23 protein-coding genes and 1 pseudogene are annotated in these 25,944 nt (G+C 59.5%); 5 read left to right on the forward strand and 19 right to left on the reverse strand.

Annotation, left to right across the window (positions count from 1 at the left end; all coding sequences use genetic code 11):
- The 12 genes and pseudogenes from BI292_RS25335 to BI292_RS25390 form a co-directional block, all read right to left on the reverse strand.
- Positions 1-1,025 (reverse strand): annotated as a pseudogene (locus BI292_RS25335) (methyl-accepting chemotaxis protein); the annotation flags it as partial.
- A 149-nt stretch (positions 1,026-1,174) separates the two neighbouring features.
- On the reverse strand, positions 1,175-2,464 hold the full coding sequence (locus BI292_RS25340; protein WP_092274111.1) for an adenylosuccinate synthase: 1,290 nt from the start codon (positions 2,462-2,464) through the stop codon (positions 1,175-1,177).
- Positions 2,465-2,518: 54 nt separating this feature from the next.
- Positions 2,519-3,706 carry an ATP phosphoribosyltransferase regulatory subunit gene (locus tag BI292_RS25345; protein WP_092274115.1) on the reverse strand — a complete coding sequence of 396 codons (1,188 nt, stop codon included), beginning with the start codon at positions 3,704-3,706 and terminating at the stop codon, positions 2,519-2,521.
- A 315-nt stretch (positions 3,707-4,021) separates the two neighbouring features.
- Positions 4,022-4,891 carry a protease modulator HflC gene (hflC, locus tag BI292_RS25350; protein ID WP_092274119.1) on the reverse strand — a complete coding sequence of 290 codons (870 nt, stop codon included), beginning with the start codon at positions 4,889-4,891 and terminating at the stop codon, positions 4,022-4,024.
- Positions 4,891-6,063 carry an FtsH protease activity modulator HflK gene (hflK, locus tag BI292_RS25355; protein ID WP_101209594.1) on the reverse strand — a complete coding sequence of 391 codons (1,173 nt, stop codon included), beginning with the start codon at positions 6,061-6,063 and terminating at the stop codon, positions 4,891-4,893. The genes hflC and hflK overlap by 1 nt, the downstream gene beginning before the upstream one ends.
- 96 nt (positions 6,064-6,159) lie before the next feature.
- Complete coding sequence (gene hflX, locus BI292_RS25360) at positions 6,160-7,461, reverse strand: ribosome rescue GTPase HflX (protein ID WP_092274125.1); 1,302 nt, start codon at positions 7,459-7,461, stop codon at positions 6,160-6,162.
- 12 nt (positions 7,462-7,473) lie between these two features.
- A complete protein-coding gene (hfq, locus tag BI292_RS25365) occupies positions 7,474-7,734 on the reverse strand; it encodes an RNA chaperone Hfq (RefSeq protein ID WP_007902656.1) in 261 nt (86 codons plus the stop codon).
- Between the two features lie 92 nt (positions 7,735-7,826).
- Entirely contained in the window at positions 7,827-8,798 is a 972-nt protein-coding gene (miaA, locus tag BI292_RS25370; protein ID WP_101209595.1) for a tRNA (adenosine(37)-N6)-dimethylallyltransferase MiaA, read from the reverse strand.
- Positions 8,798-10,696 (reverse strand): DNA mismatch repair endonuclease MutL, encoded by a 1,899-nt coding sequence (mutL, locus tag BI292_RS25375; RefSeq protein ID WP_178076629.1) that lies wholly within the window; start codon positions 10,694-10,696, stop codon positions 8,798-8,800. The genes miaA and mutL overlap by 1 nt, the downstream gene beginning before the upstream one ends.
- An 8-nt stretch (positions 10,697-10,704) precedes the next feature.
- Positions 10,705-12,132, reverse strand: a complete 1,428-nt coding sequence (locus tag BI292_RS25380) for an N-acetylmuramoyl-L-alanine amidase (RefSeq protein ID WP_092274134.1) — start codon at positions 12,130-12,132, stop codon at positions 10,705-10,707.
- Positions 12,133-12,603, reverse strand: coding sequence for a tRNA (adenosine(37)-N6)-threonylcarbamoyltransferase complex ATPase subunit type 1 TsaE (gene tsaE / locus BI292_RS25385; RefSeq protein ID WP_092274138.1), 471 nt, complete (start codon positions 12,601-12,603; stop codon positions 12,133-12,135). It abuts the gene before it with no gap.
- Positions 12,591-14,090 carry an NAD(P)H-hydrate dehydratase gene (locus BI292_RS25390; protein ID WP_101209597.1) on the reverse strand — a complete coding sequence of 500 codons (1,500 nt, stop codon included), beginning with the start codon at positions 14,088-14,090 and terminating at the stop codon, positions 12,591-12,593. Before BI292_RS25390 ends, tsaE begins: the two co-directional genes overlap by 13 nt.
- A 63-nt stretch (positions 14,091-14,153) precedes the next feature.
- On the opposite strand from BI292_RS25390, the gene queG reads away from it, so the two are divergent.
- Entirely contained in the window at positions 14,154-15,218 is a 1,065-nt protein-coding gene (gene queG / locus BI292_RS25395; protein ID WP_101209598.1) for a tRNA epoxyqueuosine(34) reductase QueG, read from the forward strand.
- 322 nt (positions 15,219-15,540) lie between these two features.
- Here queG and BI292_RS25400 read toward each other — a convergent pair whose 3' ends face one another.
- Both BI292_RS25400 and orn read right to left on the reverse strand, forming a co-directional pair.
- Positions 15,541-16,152, reverse strand: coding sequence for a trimeric intracellular cation channel family protein (locus tag BI292_RS25400; protein ID WP_092274147.1), 612 nt, complete (start codon positions 16,150-16,152; stop codon positions 15,541-15,543).
- A 219-nt stretch (positions 16,153-16,371) separates the two neighbouring features.
- On the reverse strand, positions 16,372-16,914 hold the full coding sequence (gene orn, locus BI292_RS25405) for an oligoribonuclease (protein WP_054053345.1): 543 nt from the start codon (positions 16,912-16,914) through the stop codon (positions 16,372-16,374).
- A 107-nt stretch (positions 16,915-17,021) separates the two neighbouring features.
- Here orn and rsgA point away from each other — a divergent pair, with 107 nt between their 5' ends.
- The 4 genes from rsgA (at position 17,022) to BI292_RS25425 (ending at position 20,124) form a co-directional block, all read left to right on the forward strand.
- Positions 17,022-18,053 (forward strand): small ribosomal subunit biogenesis GTPase RsgA, encoded by a 1,032-nt coding sequence (gene rsgA, locus BI292_RS25410; RefSeq protein ID WP_028621995.1) that lies wholly within the window; start codon positions 17,022-17,024, stop codon positions 18,051-18,053.
- Positions 18,054-18,263: 210 nt separating this feature from the next.
- Positions 18,264-18,671: a TIR domain-containing protein gene (locus tag BI292_RS25415; protein WP_092274150.1), complete on the forward strand. Its 408-nt coding sequence runs from the start codon at positions 18,264-18,266 to the stop codon at positions 18,669-18,671.
- A gap of 2 nt (positions 18,672-18,673) precedes the next feature.
- Positions 18,674-19,633, forward strand: a complete 960-nt coding sequence (locus tag BI292_RS25420; protein ID WP_101209599.1) for a caspase family protein — start codon at positions 18,674-18,676, stop codon at positions 19,631-19,633.
- Positions 19,633-20,124 carry a toll/interleukin-1 receptor domain-containing protein gene (locus BI292_RS25425; RefSeq protein ID WP_101209600.1) on the forward strand — a complete coding sequence of 164 codons (492 nt, stop codon included), beginning with the start codon at positions 19,633-19,635 and terminating at the stop codon, positions 20,122-20,124. Before BI292_RS25420 ends, BI292_RS25425 begins: the two co-directional genes overlap by 1 nt.
- Positions 20,125-20,149: 25 nt before the next feature.
- Here BI292_RS25425 and BI292_RS25430 read toward each other — a convergent pair whose 3' ends face one another.
- The 5 genes from BI292_RS25430 to tssI form a co-directional block, all read right to left on the reverse strand.
- A complete protein-coding gene (locus BI292_RS25430; RefSeq protein WP_101209601.1) occupies positions 20,150-20,590 on the reverse strand; it encodes a hypothetical protein in 441 nt (146 codons plus the stop codon).
- A gap of 76 nt (positions 20,591-20,666) precedes the next feature.
- Positions 20,667-21,605 (reverse strand): hypothetical protein, encoded by a 939-nt coding sequence (locus BI292_RS25435; RefSeq protein ID WP_101209602.1) that lies wholly within the window; start codon positions 21,603-21,605, stop codon positions 20,667-20,669.
- Positions 21,596-24,289 carry a toxin VasX gene (locus BI292_RS25440; RefSeq protein ID WP_101209603.1) on the reverse strand — a complete coding sequence of 898 codons (2,694 nt, stop codon included), beginning with the start codon at positions 24,287-24,289 and terminating at the stop codon, positions 21,596-21,598. The genes BI292_RS25435 and BI292_RS25440 overlap by 10 nt, the downstream gene beginning before the upstream one ends.
- The gene (locus BI292_RS25445) at positions 24,286-24,849 is read right to left on the reverse strand and encodes a DUF4123 domain-containing protein (RefSeq protein ID WP_101209604.1); all 564 of its coding nucleotides are present in this window, start codon (positions 24,847-24,849) and stop codon (positions 24,286-24,288) included. The genes BI292_RS25440 and BI292_RS25445 overlap by 4 nt, the downstream gene beginning before the upstream one ends.
- Positions 24,846-25,944 (reverse strand): type VI secretion system tip protein TssI/VgrG (gene tssI / locus BI292_RS25450; protein WP_157831308.1); only part of this gene is annotated, 1,099 nt, incomplete at its 5' end. The genes BI292_RS25445 and tssI, both read right to left, overlap by 4 nt.

Below are 25,944 nucleotides of genomic sequence, written 5' to 3' on the forward strand. Positions count from 1 at the left end.
ATCTGTACGCGCTTGGTCAGGTCGCCCTCGCCCGCCGCCAGGTCATCCATTGCGGCAATCAGCATTTTCAGGCGATTGACCACACGACGGCCCAGCACCACCGCGAGCAACAGCAACACGCCGAAACCAACGAGCGCCAGGCCCATGCCGATGCGCCAGCGCAACGTGCTGGCGGCTTCCTGCACAGTGCTGGTGGTGTTGGTTTTCATCTCGGCGGCGGTGGCTTGCGCCGATTGCAAACGCGCGCCCATCGCCGTGGCGCTTTCAGCGGCCGCACCTTTGAGGCTGTCGCCGACCAATTGATCGCTGCTGGCGATCAATGCCAGGAAGCGCTTGTCCAGATCCGCCAGATCGGCGTCCACCGACGCCGTCGAAACGCCCATCAGGACCTTGCCGATTTCCACGCCGTTCGGGTTGATCGAGGCTTCGAGGTAGTAGACCGAGGGATCGTTTTTCGCCGCATCCAGCACTTTGTCCAGCGCACGCTCGCCCTGACCTTTTTCGAGCAACGCCTTGTTGATCGGGTTTTCCCGGTTCAGGTAGCGCGTCAGGTGCTGGCCGGTGGCGTCGTCGTAAACCACGAACAGCACGTTGGGATTGCGCTGGGCGCGACGGGCAAATTCGGAGAGGGTCGGCACGTCGCTGTCCCACATCGCACGCGGTGCGACCGAGGCCAGCAGTTGCGCCATGTCATTGGCCGAGTCCTTGAGGTCTTTTTCCAGCGTCGCCCGCAGCTGCGACTGCTCGTCCTTCAGGCGCGTCGACAAACCTGCCGTGAGGCGCTGACGGGTGTTGGTCGACAGGCTGTCGAGGCTCGACGTGACTTCACGCCCGGCCTGCTCGAGTTCACCGGAGAGCTTTTGGCTGTCGGCGCCGAGGCGCACACCCAGATCGGCTTCCAATGCAGTCACCGTGCTCCGAGTCAGGGCGACGGCCACCAGCACTTGCACCAAAAGAGCGATACCAAGAGTAACGAACACTGGCCGTAATAGACGGCTTTGTAACAGTGAGAGAATGGCTGACACTTAAAATCCCTCTGCTTGGCGCCATTAAATTGATGGCGCACTGGAAGCGATGCTTTTATTCAACATCACAGCAAAGGTCGTGCCGTCTGACAGACAGATACGACAAAGGCCCCAAATGAGGGGCCTTTGCTTTTTACATCAACGACTTATTAAGCGAACGGGTGACGCAAAACGATGGTTTCGTTGCGGTCCGGACCTGTCGAAATAATGTCGATCGGCGCGCCGATCAACTCTTCAACGCGTTTGATGTAGGCACGAGCATTGGCTGGCAGCTCTTCCAGGGTTTTTGCGCCCACGGTCGATTCAGTCCAGCCCGGCACTTCTTCGTACACCGGCTGCAGGCCGACGTAGCTGTCAGCGTCAGTCGGCGCAACGGCATTGCCTTGCGCGTCTTTGTAGCCGACGCAGATGTTGATGGTTTGCAGGCCGTCGAGTACGTCCAGCTTGGTCAGGCAGATGCCCGAAATGCTGTTCACATCGATAGCGCGACGCAGGATAACGGCGTCGAACCAGCCACAACGACGGGCACGGCCGGTGGTAGCACCGAACTCGTGACCTTGTTTGGCCAGGTGCGCGCCCACGTCGTCAAACAGCTCAGTCGGGAATGGACCCGAACCGACGCGAGTGGTGTAAGCCTTGGTGATGCCGAGGATGTAGTCCAGGAACATCGGGCCAACGCCCGAACCGGTCGCAACGCCACCCGCGGTGGTGTTGGAGCTGGTCACGTACGGGTAGGTACCGTGGTCGATGTCGAGCAACGAACCCTGGGCGCCTTCGAACATGATGTCTTTGCCGGCGCGGCGCAGGTCGTGCAGCTCGGCGGTCACGTCGAGCATCAACGGCTTGAGCAGTTCGGCGTATTCCTTGCACTCGGCGAGGGTTTTTTCGAACTCGATGGCCGGCTCTTTGTAGTAACCGACCAGCATGAAGTTGTGGTAATCCACCAGTTCACGCAGCTTGTCTTCGAAACGCGGCATGTTGAGCAGGTCGCCCACACGCAGGCCACGACGTGCAACCTTGTCTTCGTACGCCGGGCCGATGCCGCGACCGGTCGTACCGATCTTCAGCTCGCCACGGGCCTTTTCACGGGCCTGGTCCAGCGCCACGTGGAAGGACAGGATCAGCGGGCAGGACGGGCTGATACGCAGGCGCTTGCGCACCGGTACGCCTTTCTCTTCCAGCTTGGTGATCTCGCGCAGCAAGGCGTCAGGTGCAACCACCACGCCATTGCCGATCAGGCACTGCACGCCTTCGCGCAGCACGCCCGACGGGATCAGGTGCAAGACGGTTTTTTCGCCGTCGATCACCAGGGTGTGACCCGCGTTGTGGCCACCTTGGTAGCGCACTACGGCGGCAGCATGTTCGGTCAGCAGATCAACGATCTTGCCTTTGCCCTCATCACCCCATTGGGTGCCCAGGACTACGACATTCTTACCCATAACACTTGTCCTCATTCGCGCAAACTTGGTGCCGGCAGCCGCCGGCAGGAAAACTCAAGAAGCCAGCGGCAATACTTGCCAAAGCCCGTTCTGCTGAATCAATTGCCGGTCGCAGTCCGCATCACGGGCGGCGGCCAATGGTTGCCCAGGCAATGCCTGAACGACACGCTGACCCTCACTGCGCAACTGGCAAACCTGCTGCCAGAGTGCCGCATCCGTACTGTCAGGCATCCAGATACCGCCAGACGGTAACTCGATCTCAGCACGCCCCAGGGTCACCAGGGTTTTCAAATCGGTGGAGAAGCCGGTTGCCGGACGAGCGCGACCGAAGTCGGCGCCGATGTCGTCGTAACGACCGCCTTGGGCGATGGACTGGCCAACGCCCGGCACGAATACCGCGAACACCACACCGGTGTGGTAGTGGTAGCCGCGCAATTCACCCAGGTCGAAGTAAAGCGGCAATTGCGGGAAACGCGTGGACAGACGATCGGCAATTGCCAGCAAGTCTTCCAGCGCCGCCAATACTGGCGCCGGCGCATGCGCCAGACGCTCACGGGCCGCGCTCAATACTTCACGACCACCGCACAGATCAACCAATGCGCGCAGCATGCCCGACAGTTCGGCAGGCAGACCTTCGGTCAAGGTAATGACCTCGTCGATGGCCTTGCGTTGCAATGCATCAAACAACTGCTGCTCGACTTCACCGGACAAGCCGGCCGCGCGCGCCAGGCCGCGGTAGATGCCGACATGCCCGAGGTCCATGTGCACGTCCGGCACATCGGCCAGTTGCAGCATGGCCAGCATCAGGCTGATGACTTCAACGTCGCTGCTCGGGCTGGCGTCGCCGTACAACTCGGCGCCCAACTGGATCGGGCTGCGCGACGACGACAAGGCGCGCGGTTGTGCGTGCAGCACGCTGCCGGCGTAGCACAGACGGCTCGGACCTTCGCGACGCAGGGTGTGCGCATCGATGCGCGCCACTTGCGGCGTGATGTCGGCACGGAAACCCATCTGCCGGCCCGATTGCGGGTCGATAACCTTGAAGGTACGCAGATCCAGGTCCTGGCCCGCGCCGGTCAACAGGGATTCCAGGTACTCGATATGGGGAGTCACGACAAACTCGTAACCCCAGCTCTGGAACAGATCCAACACCTGACGGCGCGCTACTTCGATGCGCGCCGCTTCTGGTGGCAGTACTTCTTCGATGCCATCTGGCAGCAGCCAGCGGTCTACCGTTGCCATTACGCCATTCCCCTATGATCCGGGCGGCCAGCCGTCGGGCGAGCCTAGAGTGAAGCAGAAAATGGTCGGCTCATGCACAAACCACGCGCAAGAACGACGTGGCGAAAAGCCTGAAATCGGCTTCGCCAACCACTTTCCTCGAAAAACCTGTCGAGTCATTCAACTCGGGCGCCTGCCTTAACAACAGCAATCAAACATGCAGACGCAAAAAAGCCGGGAATTTCCCGGCTGCCGCATCATACACACGTTTTCCCAAAGGATCACCCCGCCGCAGTTTTTAGCCGCCAGGCGGGGATGATTCAGGTCAACGCGGTATCAAGGTTTGGCTTTTTCCAGGTAACGGAAGAAGTCGCTGCTTGGGTCGAGGACCATGACGTCGGTTTTGTTCGCGAAGCTTTCACGGTAGGCGCGCAGGCTACGGTAGAACGCGTAGAACTCCTGATCCTGACCGTAAGCCTTGGAGTAGATCGAAGCAGCCTGGGCATCACCATCACCGCGAACCTCTTCGGATTCACGATAGGCTTCGGCCAGCAACACGCGGCGTTGACGATCGGCGTCGGCACGGATGCCTTCAGCCAGCTCGTTACCCTTGGCGCGGTGCTCGCGAGCTTCACGCTCACGCTCGGTGCTCATACGTTCGAACACGCTGCGATTCACTTCTTTAGGCAGGTCGATAGCCTTGACCCGAACATCGACAACTTCGATGCCCAGTTCTTTCTCGGCCATCTTGTTCAGCGATGCGGTAATGTCCGCCATCAACGCGTCACGTTCACCGGAAACCACTTCGTGCAGCGTGCGTTTACCGAACTGGTCACGCAGGCCGGATTCCAGACGACGGGACAGACGCTCGTCGGCAATCTGCTTGAGGCCGGAAGTTGCGGTGTAGAAGCGCTCGGCATCTTTCACGCGCCACTTGGCGTAGGCATCGACCATCACGGCTTTCTTTTCCAGCGTCAGGAAGCGTTGTGTCGGTGCATCCAGCGTCATCAGGCGAGCGTCGAATTTGCGCACCTGGTTAACGTAAGGCACTTTCACATGCAGGCCCGGCTGCACATCGGTCTGGACCACACGACCGAATTGCAGCATTACCGCACGCTCGGTCTGACCCACGATGTAAAAGCAGTTCCAGGCTGCGATCGCCACGACGACGCAGACAATAAGGGCGATCAGCGATTTATTGCTCATCAGCGACTCTCCCTGGTACGCGCTTGCTGTTGTTGCAGATCAGCGGCTGCACGCGCATTCGCTTCATTGCTGCCGGCGGCCGCGCCCGTTACCGGTGCGCTGGTGCTGCGGCCACTGTCGATCATCTTGTCCAGCGGCAAGTACAGCAGATTGCTCTGGCCATTCTTGTTGCCGGTCACGAGAACCTTGCTGGTGTTGGTGAAGACTTCCTGCATGGTGTCCAGGTACAGACGCTCGCGGGTGACTTCAGGTGCCTTGCGGTACTCGGCGACCAGTTTGGTGAAGCGATCAGCCTCACCCTTGGCGCGCGATACCGTTTCGTCACGGTAACCGTTGGCGTCTTCAAGGATGCGCTGGGCCTGACCACGGGCTTCCGGCACGACGCCGTTGGCGTAGGTTTCAGCCTGGTTGCGCGAACGCTGCTCGTCTTCTCGTGCGCGGATCACGTCATCGAAGGCTTCCTGGACTTCACGCGGTGCCGCTGCGCTCTGTACGTTGACCTGAGTGACGGTGATGCCGGTGCGATAAGTGTCGAGGAAACGTTGCAGGCGTTCCTTGATTTCGCTGGCCATCAATTCACGACCTTCGGTCAGCACCTGGTCCATCGCGGTAGAACCCACCACGTGGCGCAAGGCACTGTCGGTCGCGTGCTGCAGGCTGATTTCCGGCTGATCGACGTTCAGCACGAAATCCTGCAGGTTGCTGATTTTGTACTGCACGGTCAGCGGCACTTCGACGATGTTCTCGTCTTCAGTGAGCATCTGGCCCTGCTTGGTATACGCACGCTCACGCGTCACGTTTTCCATGAACTTCTTGTCGATCGGCGGGAAGTAGATGTTCAGGCCCGGGCCAACCGTTTCGTAGTACTTGCCGAAGCGCAGCACCACGGCTTGCTCCTGCTCGTCGACTACATAGACCGCGCTGTACAGCCAGACTGCTGCGAGCACGACCAGGCCGATGCCGAGCAGACCGCCGAAGCCGCCACTCCTGCCCGAACCGCCGCCGTCGTCGCCGCGTTTTTTACCACCACCGAACAACCCGTTCAGGCTTTCCTGCAGCTTTCGGAAGGCCTCGTCGAGATCCGGTGGCCCCTTGCGGTCGCCGTTATTGCGGCGCTTGCCACCCCAAGGATCCTGATTATTCGAGTTGCCACCCGGCTCATTCCAAGCCATAGCGCTCTCCATCTGATAAAGCAAAGACGCACCCACGGCGCGCCGACCAATGCTACAGAATGCCTGTCACCGCGGCACAACCGCTTTTTCAGGCTTTTATTGCAAAGTGTGTTGCTCGAGGAATTCCATCGGTTGCAAACCTTCGCGGCTCACCAGTCGATTCAACTCGATCCGTGGCAAGCGTACGGCCAGCAGGCTGATGCCTTCTTCGTCGTGTTCTTCTTTTTGCACCGCACCGAGTTCGAAAAACTGCGCACGCAGTCGAGCAAAACGTTGCGGCAAGCGCAAGGTGCCAATGAACAAATCAGTGCCCAACAGCTCGGCGATGGCTTGTTCAAGCAATTCCAGACCACTGCCATCACGCGCCGACAGCCAGACCCGTTGGGGCTTGCCGTTTTCGTCGCGCTGGATTTGGGGTTCGACGCCTTCGAGCAAATCGAGTTTGTTATAGACCTCGAGGATCGGCAAGTCCTGGGCACCGATCTCGCCCAGCACCACCATCACCTGCTCGATCTGCAACATGCGATCCGGCTCGGCCGCATCGATCACGTGCAACAGCAGGTCGGAGTTGCTCGACTCTTCGAGCGTAGACCGAAATGCCTCGACCAGTTTGTGCGGCAAGTGGCGGATGAAACCCACGGTGTCGGCGAGGACAATCGGCCCCAGGTCGTCGAGTTCCAGACGGCGCAAGGTCGGGTCCAGCGTGGCGAACAACTGGTCCGCCGCGTACACGTCGGATTTCGTCACGTTATTGAACAACGTGGATTTGCCGGCGTTGGTGTAGCCCACCAGGGACACGGTAGGAATGTCCGCACGTGAACGGCCGCGACGCGACTGCTCGCGCTGACTGCGCACTTTCTCCAACCGGCCTTTGATCTGGCGCAGGCGCACCCGCAGCAAACGGCGGTCGGTTTCGAGCTGGGTTTCACCCGGGCCGCGCATACCGATACCGCCACCCTGACGCTCAAGGTGAGTCCAGCCGCGAACCAGCCGGGTGCTCATGTGGTCAAGCTGGGCCAGTTCGACCTGGAGCTTGCCTTCGTGAGTACGGGCGCGTTGGGCGAAAATATCGAGAATCAGCCCGGTACGGTCGATCACGCGACACTCGAAAACACGTTCGAGGTTACGTTCCTGACTGGGCGTGAGGACGTGATTGAAGATGACCAGATCGGCTTCTTCAGCGTGGACCAGATCGCGCAATTCGTCGACCTTGCCGCTGCCGATCAGGTATTTGGCGGTTGGCCGATGACGCGGCACGTTAACAAACGCGACGGTCTCGGCGCCTGCCGAATTAGCCAGCTCCTGAAACTCCTGCGGATCTTCGCGCGCCTCAGGGTCCTGTCCATCCAAGTGAACGAGGATTACTCGTTCACCACCACCGTGGCGCTCAAAGAACAAAGGAGACTCCTATCAGGCGTTACCTGGCTCAGCGTCACCTGCTTCGGATTCGGTTGCGCTAGGCAGACGAATTGGACGAACCGGCACGACTGTCGAGATAGCGTGTTTGTAAACCATCTGGCTCACGGTGTTTTTCAGCAGGATTACGAACTGGTCGAAAGACTCGATCGTGCCTTGCAGTTTGATCCCGTTGACCAGGTAGATGGACACCCCAACTTTCTCTTTACGTAAAGTATTCAAGTAAGGGTCTTGTAGCGAATGCCCTTTTGACATGTGCCGCACTCCTTTAAGGATTCAATATAAAAATAGGTAAACAGATGGCTTGTGCCGTCACACCCCCAAGGATAGACGGCAATTGCAAGGACTCAGCTCAATATGGAGATGGTCCCAAGGTATTTCAAGGCGCGCGGCAGATTGTCGCAATCCAGGCTGTCCAACCAATGCAGATCAGCCCAACTGCGCAGCCAGGTGAACTGGCGCTTTGCCAATTGGCGCGTGGCAATGATTCCACGCTCCTGCATCTCGGCTTGCGTCAGCTTGCCATCCAGGTAGTCCCAGACTTGTCGGTACCCTACAGCACGTATGGACGGCAACCCTGAATGCAAGTCACTTCTCATACGCAGGGCTACGACCTCGTCGATGAATCCCTGTTCCAACATAATTGTGAATCTTTGTTTAATACGCTCGTGCAGTACCTGGCGATTTGCCGGGGCGATGGCCAAGTTCGCGACAGTATAGGGTAATTGTTGCAGTCCCGAAGCCGCTGCTTCAGTACTTTGCGCAGATTGTCGCAAGCGCAGTTCAGTCATGCTCTGACCGCTCACGCGATAAACTTCCAGCGCTCGACTCAGCCGTTGCGGATCGTTGGGGTGAATCCGCGCCGCCGACACCGGATCGATCAGCGCCAATTGTTCGTGCAAGGCTTGCCAGCCAAGGCGTGCAGCCTCTTCTTCGATCTGCGCGCGAACATCGGGATCAGCCGCCGGCATTTCCGCAAGACCTTCGACCAAAGCCTTGTAGTAGAGCATCGTGCCGCCTACAAGCAGCGGAATTTTGCCGCGCGAAGTGATCTCGGCCATCGCCTCCAGCGCATCACGGCGAAAATCTGCCGCCGAATAGCTCTCGGCGGGGTCGAGAATATCGATCAAACGATGCGGATGTTGCGCCAATAGCTCTTTCGAAGGCTTAGCCGTGCCGATGTCCATGCCGCGATAAACCAGCGCCGAATCGACGCTGATCAACTCGCACGGCAGGACTTTGGTCAGTTCGATGGCCAGATCGGTCTTGCCCGCAGCGGTCGGGCCCATCAGGAAAATCGCTGGAGGGAGCTGGCTCATCAACGACCGCGCAGGAACAGTTTGTCCAGATCGTCCAGGCCCAATTGGGTCCAGGTCGGTCGGCCATGGTTGCATTGACCGCTGCGCTCGGTGTTTTCCATGTCGCGCAACAGGCCGTTCATTTCCGGCAACGCCAGACGCCGATTGGCGCGGATCGCGCCGTGGCAGGCCATGGTGCCGAGCAATTCGTTGAGGTGCGCCTGAATGCGGTCGCTGGTGCCGTATTCCATCAGGTCGGCGAGCACGTCGCTGACCAGACGATTGGCCTCAGCCTGCTTGAGCAGTGCCGGGATCTGCCGGATCGCCAGGGTTTCCGGGCCGAGGCGCTGCAATTCGAAACCGAGGCGCTGGAACCACGCAGCGTTCTCTTCGGCGCAGTCGGCTTCGCGCTGGCTCACGGCCAGGGATTCCGGGACCAGCAGCGGTTGCCCGCTCAAGCCTTCGCTGGCCATGGCGATTTTCAGGCGTTCATACATGATCCGCTCGTGCGCGGCGTGCATGTCCACCAGTACCAGGCCTTGAGCGTTTTCCGAAAGGATGTAGATACCTTTGAGCTGCGCCAACGCGTAACCCAATGGCGGAATATCGTCCTGCCCGGCAGGCAATGCGACCGCATTGGCCTCGGGCAACGGCGCGAAAAATTCGCGATACGCAGCCTGTGCCTCGGCCGCCGGCACGCCGGATTGCGCTTTTGGTGAATATTGATACTGATAACCGGCACCCGCGCCCGAGCCCGCCGCCGTATTGAAGGTCGGCTGGCCTTGCGGCTGCTCCAGCAACGCGTTGGCCGCCAGACGCATTTCGCCCTGCGGACCAAACTCGCCAGCGTCAATTCCGCTTGGGCGGACGATCGCGGTGGCGACCGGCGCGGCCAGATGATCTTCCGGGCGCACGTCGCCGAGTGCCCGGTGCAAAGTGCCGTAAAGGAAGTCGTGGACCATGCGCCCGTCACGGAAGCGCACTTCGTGTTTGGTCGGGTGCACGTTGACGTCGACGCCCGCCGGGTCGACTTCGAAAAACAGTACGAATGTCGGGTGACGACCGTTGAACAGCACGTCGCGATACGCCTGGCGCACCGCGTGAGCCACCAGTTTGTCGCGCACCGCACGGCCATTCACGAAGAAATACTGCAAGTCAGCCTGGCTGCGGTTGAACGTCGGCAGACCGACCCAACCCCACAAATGCAGGCCATTGCGCTCGATTTCGATCGGCAGCGCCTGCTCCAGAAATCCCGAACCGCAGATCGCCGCCACACGCCGAGCGCGGGCCGCGTCATCATGCGCTTCGTGCAGGCTGAGGATGGTCTTGCCGTTGTGGCGCAAATGAAACGCCACGTCGAAACGCGCCAACGCCAAGCGCTTGATCACTTCTTGCAGGTGATCGAATTCGGTTTTTTCAGTCTTGAGAAACTTGCGCCGCGCCGGGGTGTTGAAGAACAGATCGCGCACTTCCACCGAGGTGCCTACCGGATGAGCCGCCGGTTGCACGCGCGGCGCCATGTCCCGGCCTTCGGTTTCGACTTGCCAGGCTTGATCGGCGTCCTTGGTGCGCGACGTCAGGGTCAGGCGCGCCACGGAACTGATCGAGGCCAGGGCTTCACCGCGAAACCCGAGGCTCATCACCTGCTCAAGGTCTTCGAGGTTGCGAATCTTGCTGGTGGCGTGTCGCGCCAAGGCCAGCGGCAGGTCGTCAGCGGAAATGCCGCTGCCGTCGTCGCGCACCCGCAGCAGTTTGGTGCCGCCCAGCTCGACGTCGACATCAATGCGCTTGGCGCCGGAGTCGAGGCTGTTTTCCAGCAACTCCTTGATCACCGATGCCGGGCGCTCAACTACCTCACCGGCGGCAATCTGGTTCGCCAGGCGTGGGCTGAGCAGCTCGATACGAGCGGCATTGGTCAGCGCCTGATTCATTCTTTGGCCGCCAGTTCGGTGCCGGGAATGGTCAGGGTCTGACCGATTTTCAGCTCGTCGCTTCTCAGATTGTTGGCGCTGCGCAGGGTGGCCGGGGACACCTGATAACGCACGGCAATCATCGCCAACGTCTCGCCCGGGCTGACGCGATGGTCGCGCGGGCCCTGGGCGATTTTGCCGGAATCACGCAGCCAGGCAATGTAAGTGCCCGGTGGCGGATTCTGCTGGAAGAACTGGCGCACGCCGCTGCTGATCGACCGCGCCAGCGCTTGCTGGTGGTTCGCAGCAGCGAGTTTCGAGGCTTCGTTGGCGTTCGAGATAAACCCGGTTTCGACCAGGATCGACGGGATATCCGGCGACTTCAACACCATGAACCCCGCCTGCTCCACACGCTGTTTGTGCAGTGGCGTGACGCGCCCGATGTTGGTCAAAACTTTCTGGCCGACGTTGAGGCTGGAGGTCAGCGATGCGGTCATCGACAGGTCGAGCAACACGCCCGCGAGCATGCGGTCCTTGTCGTCGAGGCTGACGTTGCCGGCACCACCGATCAAGTCGGAACGGTTTTCACTGTCGGCAAGCCAACGCGCGGTTTCGGAAGTCGCGCCGCGATCCGACAGGGCGAACACCGAAGCACCAAACGCAGCGGCGGAAGGCGCGGCGTCGGCGTGGATCGAAACGAACAGGTCGGCGCCCTTCTTCCGCGCAATTTCGGTACGGCCGCGCAATGGAATGAAGTAGTCGCCGGTACGGGTCAGTTCGGCGCGGAAGCCTTTCATGCCGTTGACCTGACGCTGCAATTCACGGGCAATGGCCAGTACCACGTCTTTTTCACGTTGACCGCGCGAGCCCGAGGCACCCGGGTCTTCGCCGCCGTGGCCGGCATCGATCACCACAATAATGTCGCGTTTGCCGGCCGGCGCTGGAGGCAGTTTGACCGGCGGATCAATCGGCGTGACCGGCACCGGGGCCACCGTCGCGACGTTGGTCGGCGCCGGAATCGGCGCGGCATCGGCCGGGTTGTCGAACAGATCGACCACCAGACGATTGCCGTACTGGGCGTTCGGCGCCAGGGTGAAGCTCTTCGGCGTCACGGCTTTTTTCAGGTCGATGACCACGCGCAAATCGGTCGGCGTGCGTTGCGCCGAGCGCATAGCGGTAATTGGCGTGTTGGCGCTGTTGACCTTAAGCGGCGCCCCGAGGGACGCGCCATTGATGTCGATAACCAGCCGATCCGGCGACGTCAGGGTGAACACACTGTGTTGCACCGGCCCCGTGAGGTCGAATACCAGTCGTGTGTTATCCGGAGCACGCCACAGGCGAACGCTGTTGACCTTCGATTCGGCCACAGCGTCGACGGTTACCGCCAAAAACAACAATCCTACGGCAGCTACCATCGCGCGAAAGCGCATACCTGACCCCATCATTTAATTGGATTCCAATGCCAAAGCGGCACACCACGACTCGCCGCGCGAGCCCTGGGACAAAATTTTCAGCGAACGCCCGCTGTCTTGCGGGCTAATGGTAATGGTCAGGTCGGGCTTTGGCAAAAAGCCTGCACCCTTCTGGGGCCATTCGATCAAACACATGGCGTCGTCATCGAAGTAGTCGCGGATGCCCAAGTACTCCAGTTCTTCCGGATCGACCAGTCGATACAGGTCGAAATGGAAGGCGCGAATGTCGCCGATCTCGTAGGGCTCGACCAAAGTGAACGTCGGACTTTTTACCGCGCCGACATGCCCCAAGCCACGAATGATGCCGCGCGACAGGGTAGTTTTGCCCGCGCCCAGATCGCCTTCGAGAAAAATCAGACCGTGTCCTTGGGTGGTTCGTGCGATACGCGCACCGAATGCGCTCATTGCTTCTTCATCAGCCAGGTACAGGGTTACTTCAGACACGGTGCTTGCTCCTCCAACAACTGACGAATGGCTGGAATCAGATCACTGGCCGCCAGCCCACGGCCGAATTTACCTTGTTGCAAACCTGCGTTGGCGTGCAGCCAGACCGCCAGGCACGCGGCGTCGAATGCCTGCATGCCTTGCGCCAGCAACGCGCCGACCAGTCCGGCGAGCACGTCGCCCAAACCGGCAGTGGCCATCGCTGGGTGACCCTGATGGCACAACGACAAACGTCCATCGGGGCTGGCGATCAAGCTGCCAGCGCCTTTCAGAATCACCACAGCTGTGTATTTTTTGCTCAACGCATGAGCGGCGGCGGCCCGATCGGCCTGCACTTCGGCGGTGCTGATCCCGAGCAAACGCGCGGCTTCACCGGGATGCGGGGTGATCACGCAATCCTTCGGCAGCGTTACCTGCTGCTCGGCGAGCATATTCAGCGCATCGGCGTCCCAGACTTGCGGCAGCGGCGCATTGGCCGCCGCCGATAACAGGCTGCGACCCCACGCAGCCTGCCCGAGGCCCGGGCCAACCACCAGCACGGAAACCTTATCCAACAATTCCATCAACTGATTGGCCGACGAAGTGCCGAGCACCATCGCTTCGGGGATTCTCGCCAGCGCCGCCGGCACATGTTCGCTGCGCGTCGCCACCGAAACCATGCCCGCGCCACTGCGCAATGCACTTTGCGCGCTCAGCAAAATCGCGCCACCAAAACCGCGATCTCCGCCGATCAGCAGCACGTGGCCAAACTTGCCTTTGTGCGAGGTTGGCGCACGGTGCGCCGGACGCGGAAGGTTGCCGGGATTGAGACCCCGCGCGGTGCTGGCGGCGTTTTCCAGCAACTGCGGATCGGCGTGCAGATCGTTGAACACCAGTTCACCGACGACATCCGCCGCATCACCGGTAAACAGGCCGATTTTCAAACCGATGAAGGTCACGGTCAGATCAGCCCGAACCGCGCCGCCGAGCACGCGACCGGTATCGGCGCACAAGCCTGAGGGGATATCCACGGCGGCAACCGGCAGTTCACTGGCATTGATCGCCGCGATCACGCTGGCGTAGGGCTCTCGCACCTCGCCGGTCAAACCGGTGCCGAGCAAGGCGTCGAGGATGATGCCGCGCAATTCGGATTGTGCAGAGCCGTTTTTGATCGAGACTTTTTCCGCCAGCGCCTCGGCATGCGCGCGAGCCGCATCGCCCTGCAAACGTTGCGGTTCGCCGACCGCCAACACGCGCACTTGCCAACCGGCGCGCTGCGCGAGCACGGCGACCAGATAACCGTCGCCCGCATTGTTGCCGTGACCGGCCAGCACTGTCAGTTCGCTGGCCGTCGGCCACTGGCGGACCATCGCCCGCCACGTTGCCCGGGCCGCGCGTTGCATCAATTCGAAGCCCGGCGTGCCAGCCGCGATCAGGCTCGCATCGAGCTCTCGCACTTGCGCGGCGCTGTACAGCGCGTCGGGTAAATCATCTTTAGTCTGCGGCATGCGTCTTCGGGCTCCGATGTCTGGCAGAATTATACGCACCTCAGCTCCGGTTTCTCTCGTCTCATGCCCGCTATTACCACAGACCTGCCCGCCCTCGCCCAATCCATCAAGGACTGGGGCCGCGAGCTGGGCTTCCAGCAAGTCGGCATCAGCGGCCTGGACCTTGCCGAGCATGAACAGCATCTGCAGCGCTGGCTCGAAGCCGGCTACCACGGCGAAATGGAGTACATGGGCGCCCATGGCAGCAAACGCTCGCACCCGGAAGAACTGGTGCCCGGCACGTTGCGGGTAGTTTCGCTACGCATGGACTACCTGCCCGGCGACACGCAAATGGCGCAATTGCTCGCCCAACCGGAGAAAGCCTACGTATCGCGTTATGCCTTGGGCCGCGATTACCACAAATTGATCCGTAAACGCGTGCAACAACTCGCAGAAAAAATTCAAGCGGTCATCGGCCCGTTCGGTTATCGCGCCTTTGTCGACAGCGCCCCGGTGCTGGAAAAAGCCATCGCCGAGAAGGCCGGGCTGGGCTGGATCGGCAAAAACACCTTGGTGTTGAACCGCAAGGCCGGCAGTTATTTCTTCCTCAGCGAATTGTTCGTCGACCTGCCGTTGCCCGTAGACCCACCCCACGCCACCGAACACTGCGGCCGCTGCACCGCGTGCCTGGACATTTGCCCAACCAACGCGTTCGTCGGCCCGTACGTACTCGATGCCCGACGCTGCATTTCGTACCTGACCATCGAACTGAAAAGCGCGATCCCGGAAGAATTGCGGCCCCTGATCGGTAATCGAGTATTCGGCTGCGATGACTGCCAGATCGTCTGCCCGTGGAACCGCTTCGCCCGACCGACCGGCGAAAGCGACTTCAAGCCACGGCACAATCTCGACAACGCCGAATTGGCCGAACTGTTTATGTGGGACGAGGAGCGCTTTCTCAGCAGCACCGAGGGTTCGCCGCTACGTCGCGCCGGTTATGAGCGCTGGTTGCGCAATCTGGCGGTGGGTTTGGGCAACGCGCCATCGAGCATTCCGGTGCTGGAGGCGTTGAAGGCGCGGCGCGAATATCCGTCAGAACTGGTCCGCGAACACGTCGAATGGGCGCTCAAACAACACGGCCTCATGTAGCAGCTGCCGAAGGCTGCGTTCGAGGCCGCAGGACTCGCGCGATATTTGAATATTGACGACTGCTTCGCAGCCGGACGCAGCCTTCGGCAGCTGCTACAGGGACGGAGTTGGCGTCAGGCTTAGTGGTGCGCCATCCAGTACGCCTGAACTCAAAGCGCCGCTGGTTCTCGAACATGTCGAGTGAGCCCAAACAACACGGCCTCATGTAGCAGTTGCCAAAGGCTGCGTTCAAGGCCGCAGGACTCGCGCGATATTTGAATATTGACGACTGCTTCGCAGCCGGACGCAGCCTTCGGCAGCTGCTACGGGGACGGAGTTGGCGTCAGGCTTCGTCGTTGTAGACGAATTTGGGCATTTCCCAGTGAAAGCGGATTGCCAGCAGGCGCAGCAGGAACCCGCCAAACAAGGTGACCAGAATCGCCTGCTCGCCGGGCATTTGCAGGTAAATGCACAGCATGTAGCACCACGCCGCTGCGAAGGAAACGCTGGCATAGAGCTCGCGGCGGAAGATCAGCGGGATGTCGTTGCAGAAGATGTCGCGCAGGATGCCGCCGAATACTCCGGTGATCACGCCGCTGACCGACGCCACCAACATGCCGTGGCCCATTTCCAGCGCGGTCATGCAGCCGATCAGGGTGAACGCCACTAGGCCGACGGCGTCGAGCACCAGAAACAGCGAGCGCAGGTGGCGCATCCAACGCGCGGCAAACACCGTGAACATCGCTGCGACCGAGGTCAGGATCAGGTATTCCGGGTGCTTGACCCACGTCAGCGGGTAGTGGCCGAGCAGCACGTCGCGCACCGAACCGCCGCCGAGCGCGGTAACGCACGCAATCAGCACCACGCCAAACCAGTCCATGCCGCGACGGCCGGCAGACAGCGCGCCGGTCATGGCTTCGGCGGTGATGGCGATCAGATAGAGCATCAGCAACATGGCGGCGGTCCTGGCAGGAAGGCGCGCAGTCTAGCCATTTCGGGGGCGCACCAGAAGAGGGCAAGCGCCATTCGCCCACTTCCTGTGGCGAGGGGGCTTGCCCCCGTCGGAGTGCGAAGCGCTCCCCAGCATTTGTCAGTCAGAGTGCGTTTTGAGGTTTTGCGACTGCTGAGCAGCCGAACGGGGGCAAGCCCCCTCGCCACAATGTTCCCCGCAGGATCAGAACTTGATGAAATGCTTGCGGTAATGCTGCAGCTCGGCGATCGACTCGCGGATGTCGTCCAGCGCCAAGTGGGTGCTGCCCTTCTGGAAGCTGTCGCGCACGTCCGGCGCCCAGCGTGCGGCCAGCTCTTTGAGCGTCGACACGTCGAGGTTGCGGTAATGGAAGTAGCTTTCCAGGGATTTCATGTGCGTATAAAGGAAGCGCCGGTCCTGGCAGATGCTGTTGCCGCAGATCGGCGACTTGCCCTTCGGCACCCACTTCTCGAGAAACGCGATGGTCTCGGCTTCGGCTTCAGCCATGCTGATGCGGCTGTCGCGCACTCGTTGGGTCAGGCCCGAGCCGCCGTGCTGGCGGGTATTCCACTCATCCATGCCAGCGAGAATCGCGTCGCTGTGATGAATGGCGATCACCGGACCTTCGGCCAACGTGTTGAGGTCACTGTCGGTGACAATGGTCGCCATCTCGATGATGACGTCGGTATCAGGGTTCAGACCGGTCATTTCCAGGTCGATCCAGATCAGATTCTGCGGGTTTTGCATGTGTCGGCTCCTAGGCAATGCTGCGCAGTTTAGCCTAGGCAACCGGCGGGGCGTGCTAAACTCGCGGCCGTTTTACCTAATCGCTGCATTCTTGATACGGAACACCCATGGCCAAACGCCAACTCAATCGTCGTCAAAACTGGCGCATCGAAAAAATTCAGGGCGAGCGCGCTGCCCGCGCCGCCAAACGCGAGTCCTCGGCCGTCGAGGCACTTGAGGGCGGCGACCTGGGCCCGGAACAGACCGGCCTGGTGATCGCGCACTTTGGTGTGCAGGTCGAAGTCGAAGCGCTCGAAGGCGAGCTGGCTGGTGAGGTGTTCCGCTGTCACTTGCGCGCCAACCTGCCTGCGCTGGTGACCGGCGATCAGGTGGTCTGGCGTGCCGGCAACCAGGGCATCGGCGTCATCGTCGCGCAATTGCCGCGCAAAACCGAACTCTGCCGCCCGGACAGCCGTGGCCAGCTCAAGCCGGTTGCCGCCAACGTCGACATGATCGTGATTGTCTTCGCGCCGCTGCCCGAGCCGCACGCCAACCTGATCGACCGATATCTGGTTGCCGCCGAGCACGCCGGGATTCGTCCGCTGCTGCTGCTGAACAAATTCGATTTGATCGATGAGCAGAACGCCCCCGCGCTGAATGCCTTGCTCGCGGTTTACCGCACGCTGGGTTATCCGGTGCTGGAAGTGTCGGCGCATCACGGCAACGGCATGGAACAACTGCAAGAACAACTCGACGGGCGCATCAGTGTGTTTGTTGGTCAGTCCGGCGTCGGCAAGTCCTCGCTGGTCAACAGCCTGCTGCCGGAAGTCGAAACCCGCGTCGGCCCGTTGTCCGAGCTGTCCGGCCAGGGCACGCACACCACGACCACCGCGCGGCTGTTCCACTTCCCCGGTGGCGGTGAGTTGATCGACTCCCCGGGTATCCGCGAATTCGGCCTCGGCCACGTCAGCCGTGCCGACGTCGAAGCCGGTTTCATCGAGTTCAACGACTTGATCGGCACCTGCCGCTTCCGCGACTGCAAACACGACCGCGAACCCGGTTGCGCCCTGCTCAAGGCGCTGGAAGAAGGCCGCGTGCAGCAGCAACGGATGAACAGCTACCGCTCGATCATCGCCAGTCTGCCGGAAAGCAGCTACTAAACAGACGCAACCGCGGCCCGACTCAATCGGGCTGCGGTCATCTGCGCTCCTGTTACAAAATCCCCTTCGTATTAAACGTCAGACTTCTCTGTAGGGCCTGCGCACGCTCGCGCGTAGGGCTTTTCTGTTTATCGCCCAAGGTCTTGTGACCGTCACGCAACGCCCTACATTCAAGCCCTCTTCGCTCTTTGGCGACACCGAGGGACAGTCATGCAAACCTATCATTTGTTCATCAGCCACTCGTGGAACTACTCCGACGCCCACGACAAACTGGTGAGCCTGTTAACCGCCCACCCCACGTTCACTTTCAAGAATTTCTCCGTTCCGCCACATAACCCGATCGTTGGCGCGCGCACCGACAAGCAGTTGACCGAAGCCATCGAAAACAAAATCCGCCCGTGCTCCGCCGTGTTGATCATGGCCGGCATGTACGCCAGTTACAGCAAGTGGATCAACAAGGAAATCGAGATCGCCCAACGCATGGGCAAGGTAATCATCGCGATCAAGCCGTTCGGTGCCGAACGGATTTCCGCCGTGGTGCGCAACGCCGCTCACGCCGAGTGCGCGTGGAACACCGCCAGCATCGTCAGCGCGATTCGCGCGCAAACGGCGGTGTGACGATGCGCAAGGGACTGTTCATCGGCATCAACAATTACACGCACATTTCCTCTTTGAGCGGCTGCAACGCCGACGCCATGGCGATGGCTTCGGTGCTGAAAACCGACGCTAACGGCGACCCGAATTTCAAGAACGTGGTGCTGACTTCCGCCGAGGATCACCTGGGCCGTGGAAAACTCGAAGATCAGATCCGCGAACTGTTCTCCGGCGATTGCAACGTGGCGCTGCTGTATTTCGCCGGTCATGGGGTTTTCGATGACGACACCGACGAAGGCATGCTGGTCCCGCAGGACTACCGCACTGCACGCGATGGCATTCGCATTAGCGACATCCTCAATTGGGCTTCGAAAGCGGTACAAATCAAAAACAAAGTGATCATTCTCGATTGCTGCCAGGGCGGCTCGGCGGGCGAAATCCGCGCGCTGCGCAGTGAAAGCAGCGTGGTGGGCGAAGGCATGACCATCCTCACCGCGTGCAAGAAAGAGGAATCGGCGCTCGAGGGCGGCGGGCACGGCGTGTTCACCCGTTTGCTGCTGCAGGCGTTGCACGGCGGCGCGGCGAACATCCTCGGCAAGATCACCCCCGGCAGCCTTTACGCGTTCGTCGACAACGCCCTCGACGCCTGGGAACAGCGCCCGGTGTTCAAAACCAACGTTTCGCAATTCATCTCGTTGCGGGAAGTGTCGCCGCTGATCCCCAAGGAAATCCTGCGCAAATTGCCCGAATGGTTCGCCGAGGCCGAATCAACCTTCGCCCTCGACCCCAGCTACGAACCGACCGAACCGAGCTTCGAGCCCGACCACGGCGAAGTCTTCGCGCAACTGCAAAAGTGCAACCGTCACAGCCTGATCGAACCGGTGGAAGCCGAGCACATGTACTACGCCGCCATCAACTCAACCGGCTGCCGCCTCACCGCACTCGGCGCCTACTACCGCGAACTCGCACTCAAGGGACACTTCTGATGCCCGTCTTTATCAGCTACCGCCACACCGACCGCCCACAAGCCATCGCCCTCAACGAACGCCTGAAACGCGCCGGCATCAAAACCTACCTCGACGTGCTCGACGCGGAATCGCAAACCACCGACGACATCACCACCGTCATCACCCGCAACATCACCGAATGCACGCACTTGCTCGCCGTGGTCTCGGACAAAACCGCGCAATCGTGGTGGGTGCCGTTTGAAATCGGTGAAGCGACCATCAGCAATCGGCGGATTTGCTCGTTCAAGACCGGGAACAGCGAACTGCCGGAATATCTGGATAAATGGCCGAAGCTGGTTCAGGGGGCCGACATTGATTTTTTCATTGATGAGTATCACCGCGAGGTGAGCCATAACCGCTCGATTGCACTTGAGTCTGTCAGTGGCACTGAGTCGGCGAGGTTGTTTAACAAGAGCAATGCGGATCGGTTTCATGCTGAGCTTAAAAACCGGATACGTCGGGGGTTTTGAGGCGAGATGAACGAAAAAGCCGCGATTAATTCGCGGCTGCGTGAGTGCGAATAACCTCAAGAAACTCTTGAGACAAAACCACATTACTTAAAGAAAACTGTTGATTACCCTCCTTCAAGGTAATGACAAGAGTTTTGAAAAGAATATTATTCCGAACTCGAACCGACTGAACATCGTCATACCGGATGAAATCCCTGCGCTCGTAACCGGGGGCCTCATCAAGAAAAACAAACCCACCAGGAACAATCGAGATACTGACCTGTAAGTCGCGCTTTGCGAAACTTCGGATAACAAACCCGACAATGCTCACTGAAATTGACAAACCAAGTGGCCAGCCCCACACATAATCCCCCAACGAAAGAAACGGAATAAACAGAAGCGTGAACATCCCCGTAGTCACGATATTACTCATGGCAGCCCAATGCATAATTGTTAAACCAACGGGCGCGTTCCAGACAGCTTTCATCAATCTTCCTTATTTGCGGTTTAGTTCAACATCTGTGGATATGTATCGGGATCAGGCAGTCCGACGATTTGCTAAATTACAGGCAACGTTCAATATCAACTAGCCGCGTGGTAGGCCCATTGGCTTTCAGGCGTTCAGTGACAACTTTCGGCCATAAATTACGGGAGCGGCGTTTTGCCAGATTGTAGGTGAGTTCCTGGATGCGGCAGACAGGATAGAAGCACAGATCGAGTACCAAGCCCAGGACATCAATACCGCGTAAAAAGTTCTTACCTCCCATCTCTTGCTTTGCGTGATTGATGCTTTCGAGTGTTTGCTTAAAGCTGTCGCTCATTCTAGGTCGCACGGATAACTGGCTTTTTACAAATGCGTCCGACTCACTGTGATTACCGTTTTCATCGAAATAGGGGCCATTGTTCATGTAGGAGCGGATGTACTCCCAAAAGCTTTTCTGCATCTCCAATGATTTACCGAGCGGTGAGCCGAGGCTGACCATCAGTGCCATATCCCGCTTTTCGAAGCTGTAAACGTGAATTTCCAGGGATGCGCTTTGCATGCCACCGAAATGGGGGCCGACTAGTTGAAATTCTTTAGCCACAGCTGAAATACCATCCCATGCAGCGTGGAATAGTTCGCCTTCGTGATCCAAGTACACTTCGCGGGTGCGGCGGTTAAACAAAACAGGTAGCGGTAGCGGACGTAAGATTTCCCATAAGAATGGCACTACAAATAGCGGAGCACATATTGACAGCATTATGTAAAAGCCTTCGGCTTCGCCGCTTTGCATAAGAGTGAAGAGTCCAAGCCCGATTCCTGCGCCACCTCCAACACCGCCCAACAAACCCGTCATCAGTCCTCTATTAGAGTCGCCACCCGTTTGCAAAGCCAGGTAATGCTCGGTGTGCTCATCGGTAATGAACAGCTCCATCGGCTTTTCACCCGTAGACTTGTGCGCTTCAAGTATCGCCTTGGGTGTAGCGTTGTAGCGCGGTATCTCTGGCGTATTCATATCCATGCTCGCTCCATGATTTTTACCGCTGGTAAAGTCAGCCCCTCTTGTGGGGAGTAGATCAATTCACCCTCGATATGCCGCAAGTCCCTCACACCATCTTCATGGTACACACGACGGTATGGAGTGACGCCAACAGGTATAGGAATGCGGGTACCGCTGTGCTGGGAAAAATCTTTGCCCGTCCATTCCACCTTCTTGTTCAGATCGGAGTGATAGCCGAGCGTATCGCCCCAAACTTCGACGCCCTTGAAGTGAATCATGGCGTCGGTCAGCAGTACGTTTTCACCCGGAAGTTTCAGGAGCAGGTATGTGGAGGTTACCTGTCCTTGATAAGGGTTCATTTCTGCAAGGCGACAAGCATCGAAACTTATGGGAAACAGAATGGGGTACAACGTATCCATGGACAGGTTGTAGCTGTTCGACCATGTGTCGTCTGGACGGATCCCAAAACGGCTGGTTTTAACCCAATGCTCCAGCGGCGTGTCCGCTGTATAAAGTCGTGCAATAACCCCCGTGACAATTACTAAGGTGAGGCCAAGTATTTTTATGGCTACATGAGGTGCAACATTCATCCCGCTGGCTATGGCCGCAGCCTCACCGACCATCACTGCGGCTTGTGCAGCACGGTAAGCACGGAAAATTTTCACATAGAGCGCGATGCCGGCCAGTTCGGCGCTGGCGATAGTCAAATTCGTCGCCATGGTGTCGAAATCACCATTTTGGTACGCCTCAAAGGCGTCCACCCCATAGAACACAACATCGAAGGCCAATACGGCAACCTGTGCCCCCCCTGTAATAGCTGCCCGACCCAAGGTTTTAAAAAGCGATAGCCGTGACGAAACTGAAAACCGCCCACTTTGGCGGACAGCCGTTTCCCAATTAACTTCGGCTACTCGCTGAAATACTGCGGCGCCTGCTGCTGCAACACCAAATGCCGCCCCGACTGCACTAAAGCCATTTTTCACCGTTTTTTTATCAACAAACGCACTACCGGACGCAACAAAGTTTACCCCCGCCACCAACGTCACAATCGATTTGATCGGCGCCTGACTGAGCAAGCCTTTCAAATCAAACATGCCGCTCAGTTCTACCCCCGCCGCCAGATTCGCCGGCAACGACGGCAGCTTGGTGCTGGCCGGGACTAAATGCATGAACGGAATACCCTCAGCCACTCCGCTAGCCAGCGGTGCGACGCTCAGCGAAGCAGGCGCCGCAGGCCGCGTCCCCATCAAATCGCTAAACCACTCGCCTAACTGACGCGAAGTAACTCCCGAGGTCTGGATGCGCTGATCGCTGCGGGCCAGCGCTGCCGCCATGTACAAACGCCCTGCGGCGCCAGTGGATTGTTCACCCTGATGCAAATGCAGCCCGGCCACCGGAGCGATGGACAGAAACAACGCCTCAATACTTGAAACCGGTTTGTGTTGCTTCAGTTTGTCGGCGGTCCGGTTGATCGCCTCTGCATAACCAAACGCTCTAGCGAGTTTGCTGGCGCCTTCTTGCACGGCTGCGTTGTTGTCGCGAGCTGAATCGCTTAAATCCACTAGGTATTTGATTTCGCTGACACCTAGACGAGATGGCAACCCGAGCAAGGCCCACAACAGCCAAGGCTTACCCGGGGAATTACCTTCCAGATTCAGCGCAATTGCCTGAGCTCCAGGACTGGTACTGGCCGGTCCCAGACAAGCCGCCGCGAAATGCAATTCCAGTTCTTCACGAGCAATTGCCTGGGTTATGTCGAAATGTCCGCAGGCAGTGTCCATGCTCGATGGGCCGGTCCCTTGCAAAGTGTCGAACCACGCTACCCAAAATTGAGCCAAACGGCGCGTATCAGCCGCATATCGATCGAGGTGAATGTCTTGATCTTTCCAGGCTCGCTGCAGTTCGTCATAGCGGGTGATGGACGGCAATTGCACGCTCAGTTGGCGGTCGCCTTCGCTCAGTGACTTGATCACACCGGCCAAGGCCCATTCTTCAGCGTGATGTTCCTGATAACTGTCGAAGGCCGCTTTGCGCACTCGCATCAGCGCGGCGAGGTCGAGGAGCACTCCCCAGGCGTCATCGAGGATCGCGAAGGTCTGTTGCTCGCAGGCCTTCATTTGACGCTGCAGTTTCATCCAGTCGGGCGCATGTTCAGTTTCGGGCTGAGCGCTCCAGCCGTAGCTCGCCGCATCGTGGTACTCGCCAATCTGGCCAGCAATGGTGCCGACCGCACCGCTCAGCGGCGCAACACCCGGCACCAGACTGCGCATGATGCGCTGCCGTACAAGCGGGTCGGTTTTGGCGGTTTGATACTGCGTCTTGCTCCAGCGCGCGGGCGACCATACCAAAGAAGCAGCATCACCCGCCCTGAGCAGGAGGTGCGGTTTGACCCGTGTATCGATCACTTTTCCAGCGCGCGGGGTCTGCGTGAGTTGCGCTTTTTCGACTTCATATTCGACCAGCCTGGGCGGGTTGCTCTCCCACACATACAGCCAGCCATCGCGTAACAAACGAGCGGTGTAGTTGAGCGCGTGTTTGCTCAGATCAGGATGGCGCGGCCCTGACTCCGGGAATTGACCATTCAATGCGGGTAAACCGTATGCACTGACATCGACAGCGGTGGTTGGGCCCAGCGCGTATCGCAATGGCAGGACGGCTGCGAACAGCGGGCACGTGCCAACGCGAGTCTTTTTCTGGACGCTCATGGATTTTTCTCCGGGTTGGCGGACAAGCTGAGGGCCTGCATTAGCAATTCGGGCAGAGTGATCTGCGCCGCCAGACCTTGATTGGCCGGTGCCGCGTCGAATTCAGGCGCTGCGTTTTCCCAGGCACACACCGGTGCGCTGCCGTGCCACAACCAGACGCTATCAACGCCATGCCAAAATCCTCCAGGCCACTGCGCATCAGCCAAAAAGGCGCGGCGTAGCACGGCGCTATCCGCCAGACGCAACCAGAACTCTTGTTGTTGTTCATCAAAGACGCGTAGTCGACGTTGCAGAATCGGCAGCAAATGTCGGGCGCTTTGCGCAGAAGCCATCCACACGCCATGCTGCAGGTCCGCGCCGCTCCAGGCGGCATAAGCCGAACTGCCAACGGACGCATTCAGCAGAAAAGGCCCTGCCGCACTAATGGGCTCGTAGGCAGTGCCGTTGAAAAGCGCTATCGGCTGGTCTTGGCCGTAGTGCTCGTGGAGCCAATCCGTGGCGTTCTCGTATCGGGCACCGTCAACCAGCAGCAATCCCTTACCTGGGATGATTGGCTTCATGCTTGAACCTCCTGCAGATTCGGCTGGGCAGCGTCACAAACCGGGCAGATGCCTGAATCAGCCTCCCGAAAAACGATGTTCTGCTTGAGCAATGCCTCCATGGAGACGATGTCAATGACCATCACGTCGGCAGTGATTGACGTCGCAGTGATCGCTTGCTGCGCAGCCATGCCGGCCACCGGCGAGCCACCCTCGACAATCGCCACGCTGCTGAAAATCCCCCCGGCATTGATCACGATGTGGTGCCCGCCCGCCGTCAGCGTCAGGCTTGAACCGGCATCGATTACCACTTGGCTGGCGGTCACGCGCGCGTGTGGCCCGGCCTGAATCACCAGGGTTCCCGCCGTGGTGGAACTGCTGTTGCCGCTGATGCTGATCAGTTCGTCGCTGCCGATCACGGTATGGCGCACGCCTTGGGTGGTGTGCGATTCATCGCCCTGGATCAGGCTGGCGCTGTGGCTGTCGACCTGCTCAAAACGCTCGCCGCCGATCAGGCTGTGGCTGTCGCGGCTGATCTGTTCGCGGCGGTCATTACCGATCTGGCTGGCGCTGTCATTGAGGATCAGTTGTTCGAGATCGCGTTGCGCGCGCAGGTAGATTTTTTCCTGGCCGGCGCGGTCCTCCAATGCCAGTTCGTTGTAGCCACCGGTGTGCGGCGAGCTGTGGCTGCGCAGCACGCTTTTGGTTTTATGTTCAGGGAGTGCGTAGGGCACGGGCGTGACTTTGTTGGCGACACAGCCGGTAATCAGCGGTTGGTCGGGGTCGCCTTCGAGGTAGGTCACCACCACTTCCATGCCGATGCGCGGCACGGTCACCGCGCCGAAATTCTCCCCCGCCCAACTGGAGGAAACCCGCAACCAGCAGCTGCTTTTTTCGCTGTCGAGTTCGGCGCGATCCCACGGCAGCTCGACCTTGACCCGGCCGTACTCATCGCAATAAATCTCTTCACCGGCCGGCCCGGTGACGCGCGCAGTCTGGCTGACCAGCGGGGCTCTTCGCGGCCGCGACGGCGGGCGGTAATGCACGTCCCACGGGATGGCGCTAAAACTGTTGCGATAGCCTTGGGTGAAGCCATCAGCCGCTTGGACGTCGCTG

Origin of the sequence: Pseudomonas sp. 43NM1, assembly GCF_002836905.1 — a bacterium.
Lineage (GTDB): Bacteria > Pseudomonadota > Gammaproteobacteria > Pseudomonadales > Pseudomonadaceae > Aquipseudomonas > Aquipseudomonas prosekii.

What these genes read in the sequence shown, in the direction of transcription:
- hflK (WP_101209594.1), bottom strand. Translation starts at nt 6,063, where the DNA reads ATGGCTTGGAATGAGCCGGGTGGCAACTCGAATAATCAGGATCCTTGG.
- BI292_RS25440 (WP_101209603.1), bottom strand. Translation starts at nt 24,289, where the DNA reads ATGAGCGTCCAGAAAAAGACTCGCGTTGGCACGTGCCCGCTGTTCGCA.
- BI292_RS25345 (WP_092274115.1), bottom strand. Translation starts at nt 3,706, where the DNA reads ATGGCAACGGTAGACCGCTGGCTGCTGCCAGATGGCATCGAAGAAGTA.
- rsgA (WP_028621995.1), top strand. Translation starts at nt 17,022, where the DNA reads ATGGCCAAACGCCAACTCAATCGTCGTCAAAACTGGCGCATCGAAAAA.
- miaA (WP_101209595.1), bottom strand. Translation starts at nt 8,798, where the DNA reads ATGAGCCAGCTCCCTCCAGCGATTTTCCTGATGGGCCCGACCGCTGCG.
- BI292_RS25435 (WP_101209602.1), bottom strand. Translation starts at nt 21,605, where the DNA reads ATGGATATGAATACGCCAGAGATACCGCGCTACAACGCTACACCCAAG.
- BI292_RS25340 (WP_092274111.1), bottom strand. Translation starts at nt 2,464, where the DNA reads ATGGGTAAGAATGTCGTAGTCCTGGGCACCCAATGGGGTGATGAGGGC.
- queG (WP_101209598.1), top strand. Translation starts at nt 14,154, where the DNA reads ATGCCCGCTATTACCACAGACCTGCCCGCCCTCGCCCAATCCATCAAG.
- BI292_RS25445 (WP_101209604.1), bottom strand. Translation starts at nt 24,849, where the DNA reads ATGAAGCCAATCATCCCAGGTAAGGGATTGCTGCTGGTTGACGGTGCC.
- BI292_RS25430 (WP_101209601.1), bottom strand. Translation starts at nt 20,590, where the DNA reads ATGAAAGCTGTCTGGAACGCGCCCGTTGGTTTAACAATTATGCATTGG.
- orn (WP_054053345.1), bottom strand. Translation starts at nt 16,914, where the DNA reads ATGCAAAACCCGCAGAATCTGATCTGGATCGACCTGGAAATGACCGGT.
- BI292_RS25420 (WP_101209599.1), top strand. Translation starts at nt 18,674, where the DNA reads ATGCGCAAGGGACTGTTCATCGGCATCAACAATTACACGCACATTTCC.
- BI292_RS25380 (WP_092274134.1), bottom strand. Translation starts at nt 12,132, where the DNA reads ATGATGGGGTCAGGTATGCGCTTTCGCGCGATGGTAGCTGCCGTAGGA.
- hflC (WP_092274119.1), bottom strand. Translation starts at nt 4,891, where the DNA reads ATGAGCAATAAATCGCTGATCGCCCTTATTGTCTGCGTCGTCGTGGCG.
- BI292_RS25415 (WP_092274150.1), top strand. Translation starts at nt 18,264, where the DNA reads ATGCAAACCTATCATTTGTTCATCAGCCACTCGTGGAACTACTCCGAC.
- BI292_RS25425 (WP_101209600.1), top strand. Translation starts at nt 19,633, where the DNA reads ATGCCCGTCTTTATCAGCTACCGCCACACCGACCGCCCACAAGCCATC.
- BI292_RS25390 (WP_101209597.1), bottom strand. Translation starts at nt 14,090, where the DNA reads ATGCCGCAGACTAAAGATGATTTACCCGACGCGCTGTACAGCGCCGCG.
- BI292_RS25400 (WP_092274147.1), bottom strand. Translation starts at nt 16,152, where the DNA reads ATGTTGCTGATGCTCTATCTGATCGCCATCACCGCCGAAGCCATGACC.
- hfq (WP_007902656.1), bottom strand. Translation starts at nt 7,734, where the DNA reads ATGTCAAAAGGGCATTCGCTACAAGACCCTTACTTGAATACTTTACGT.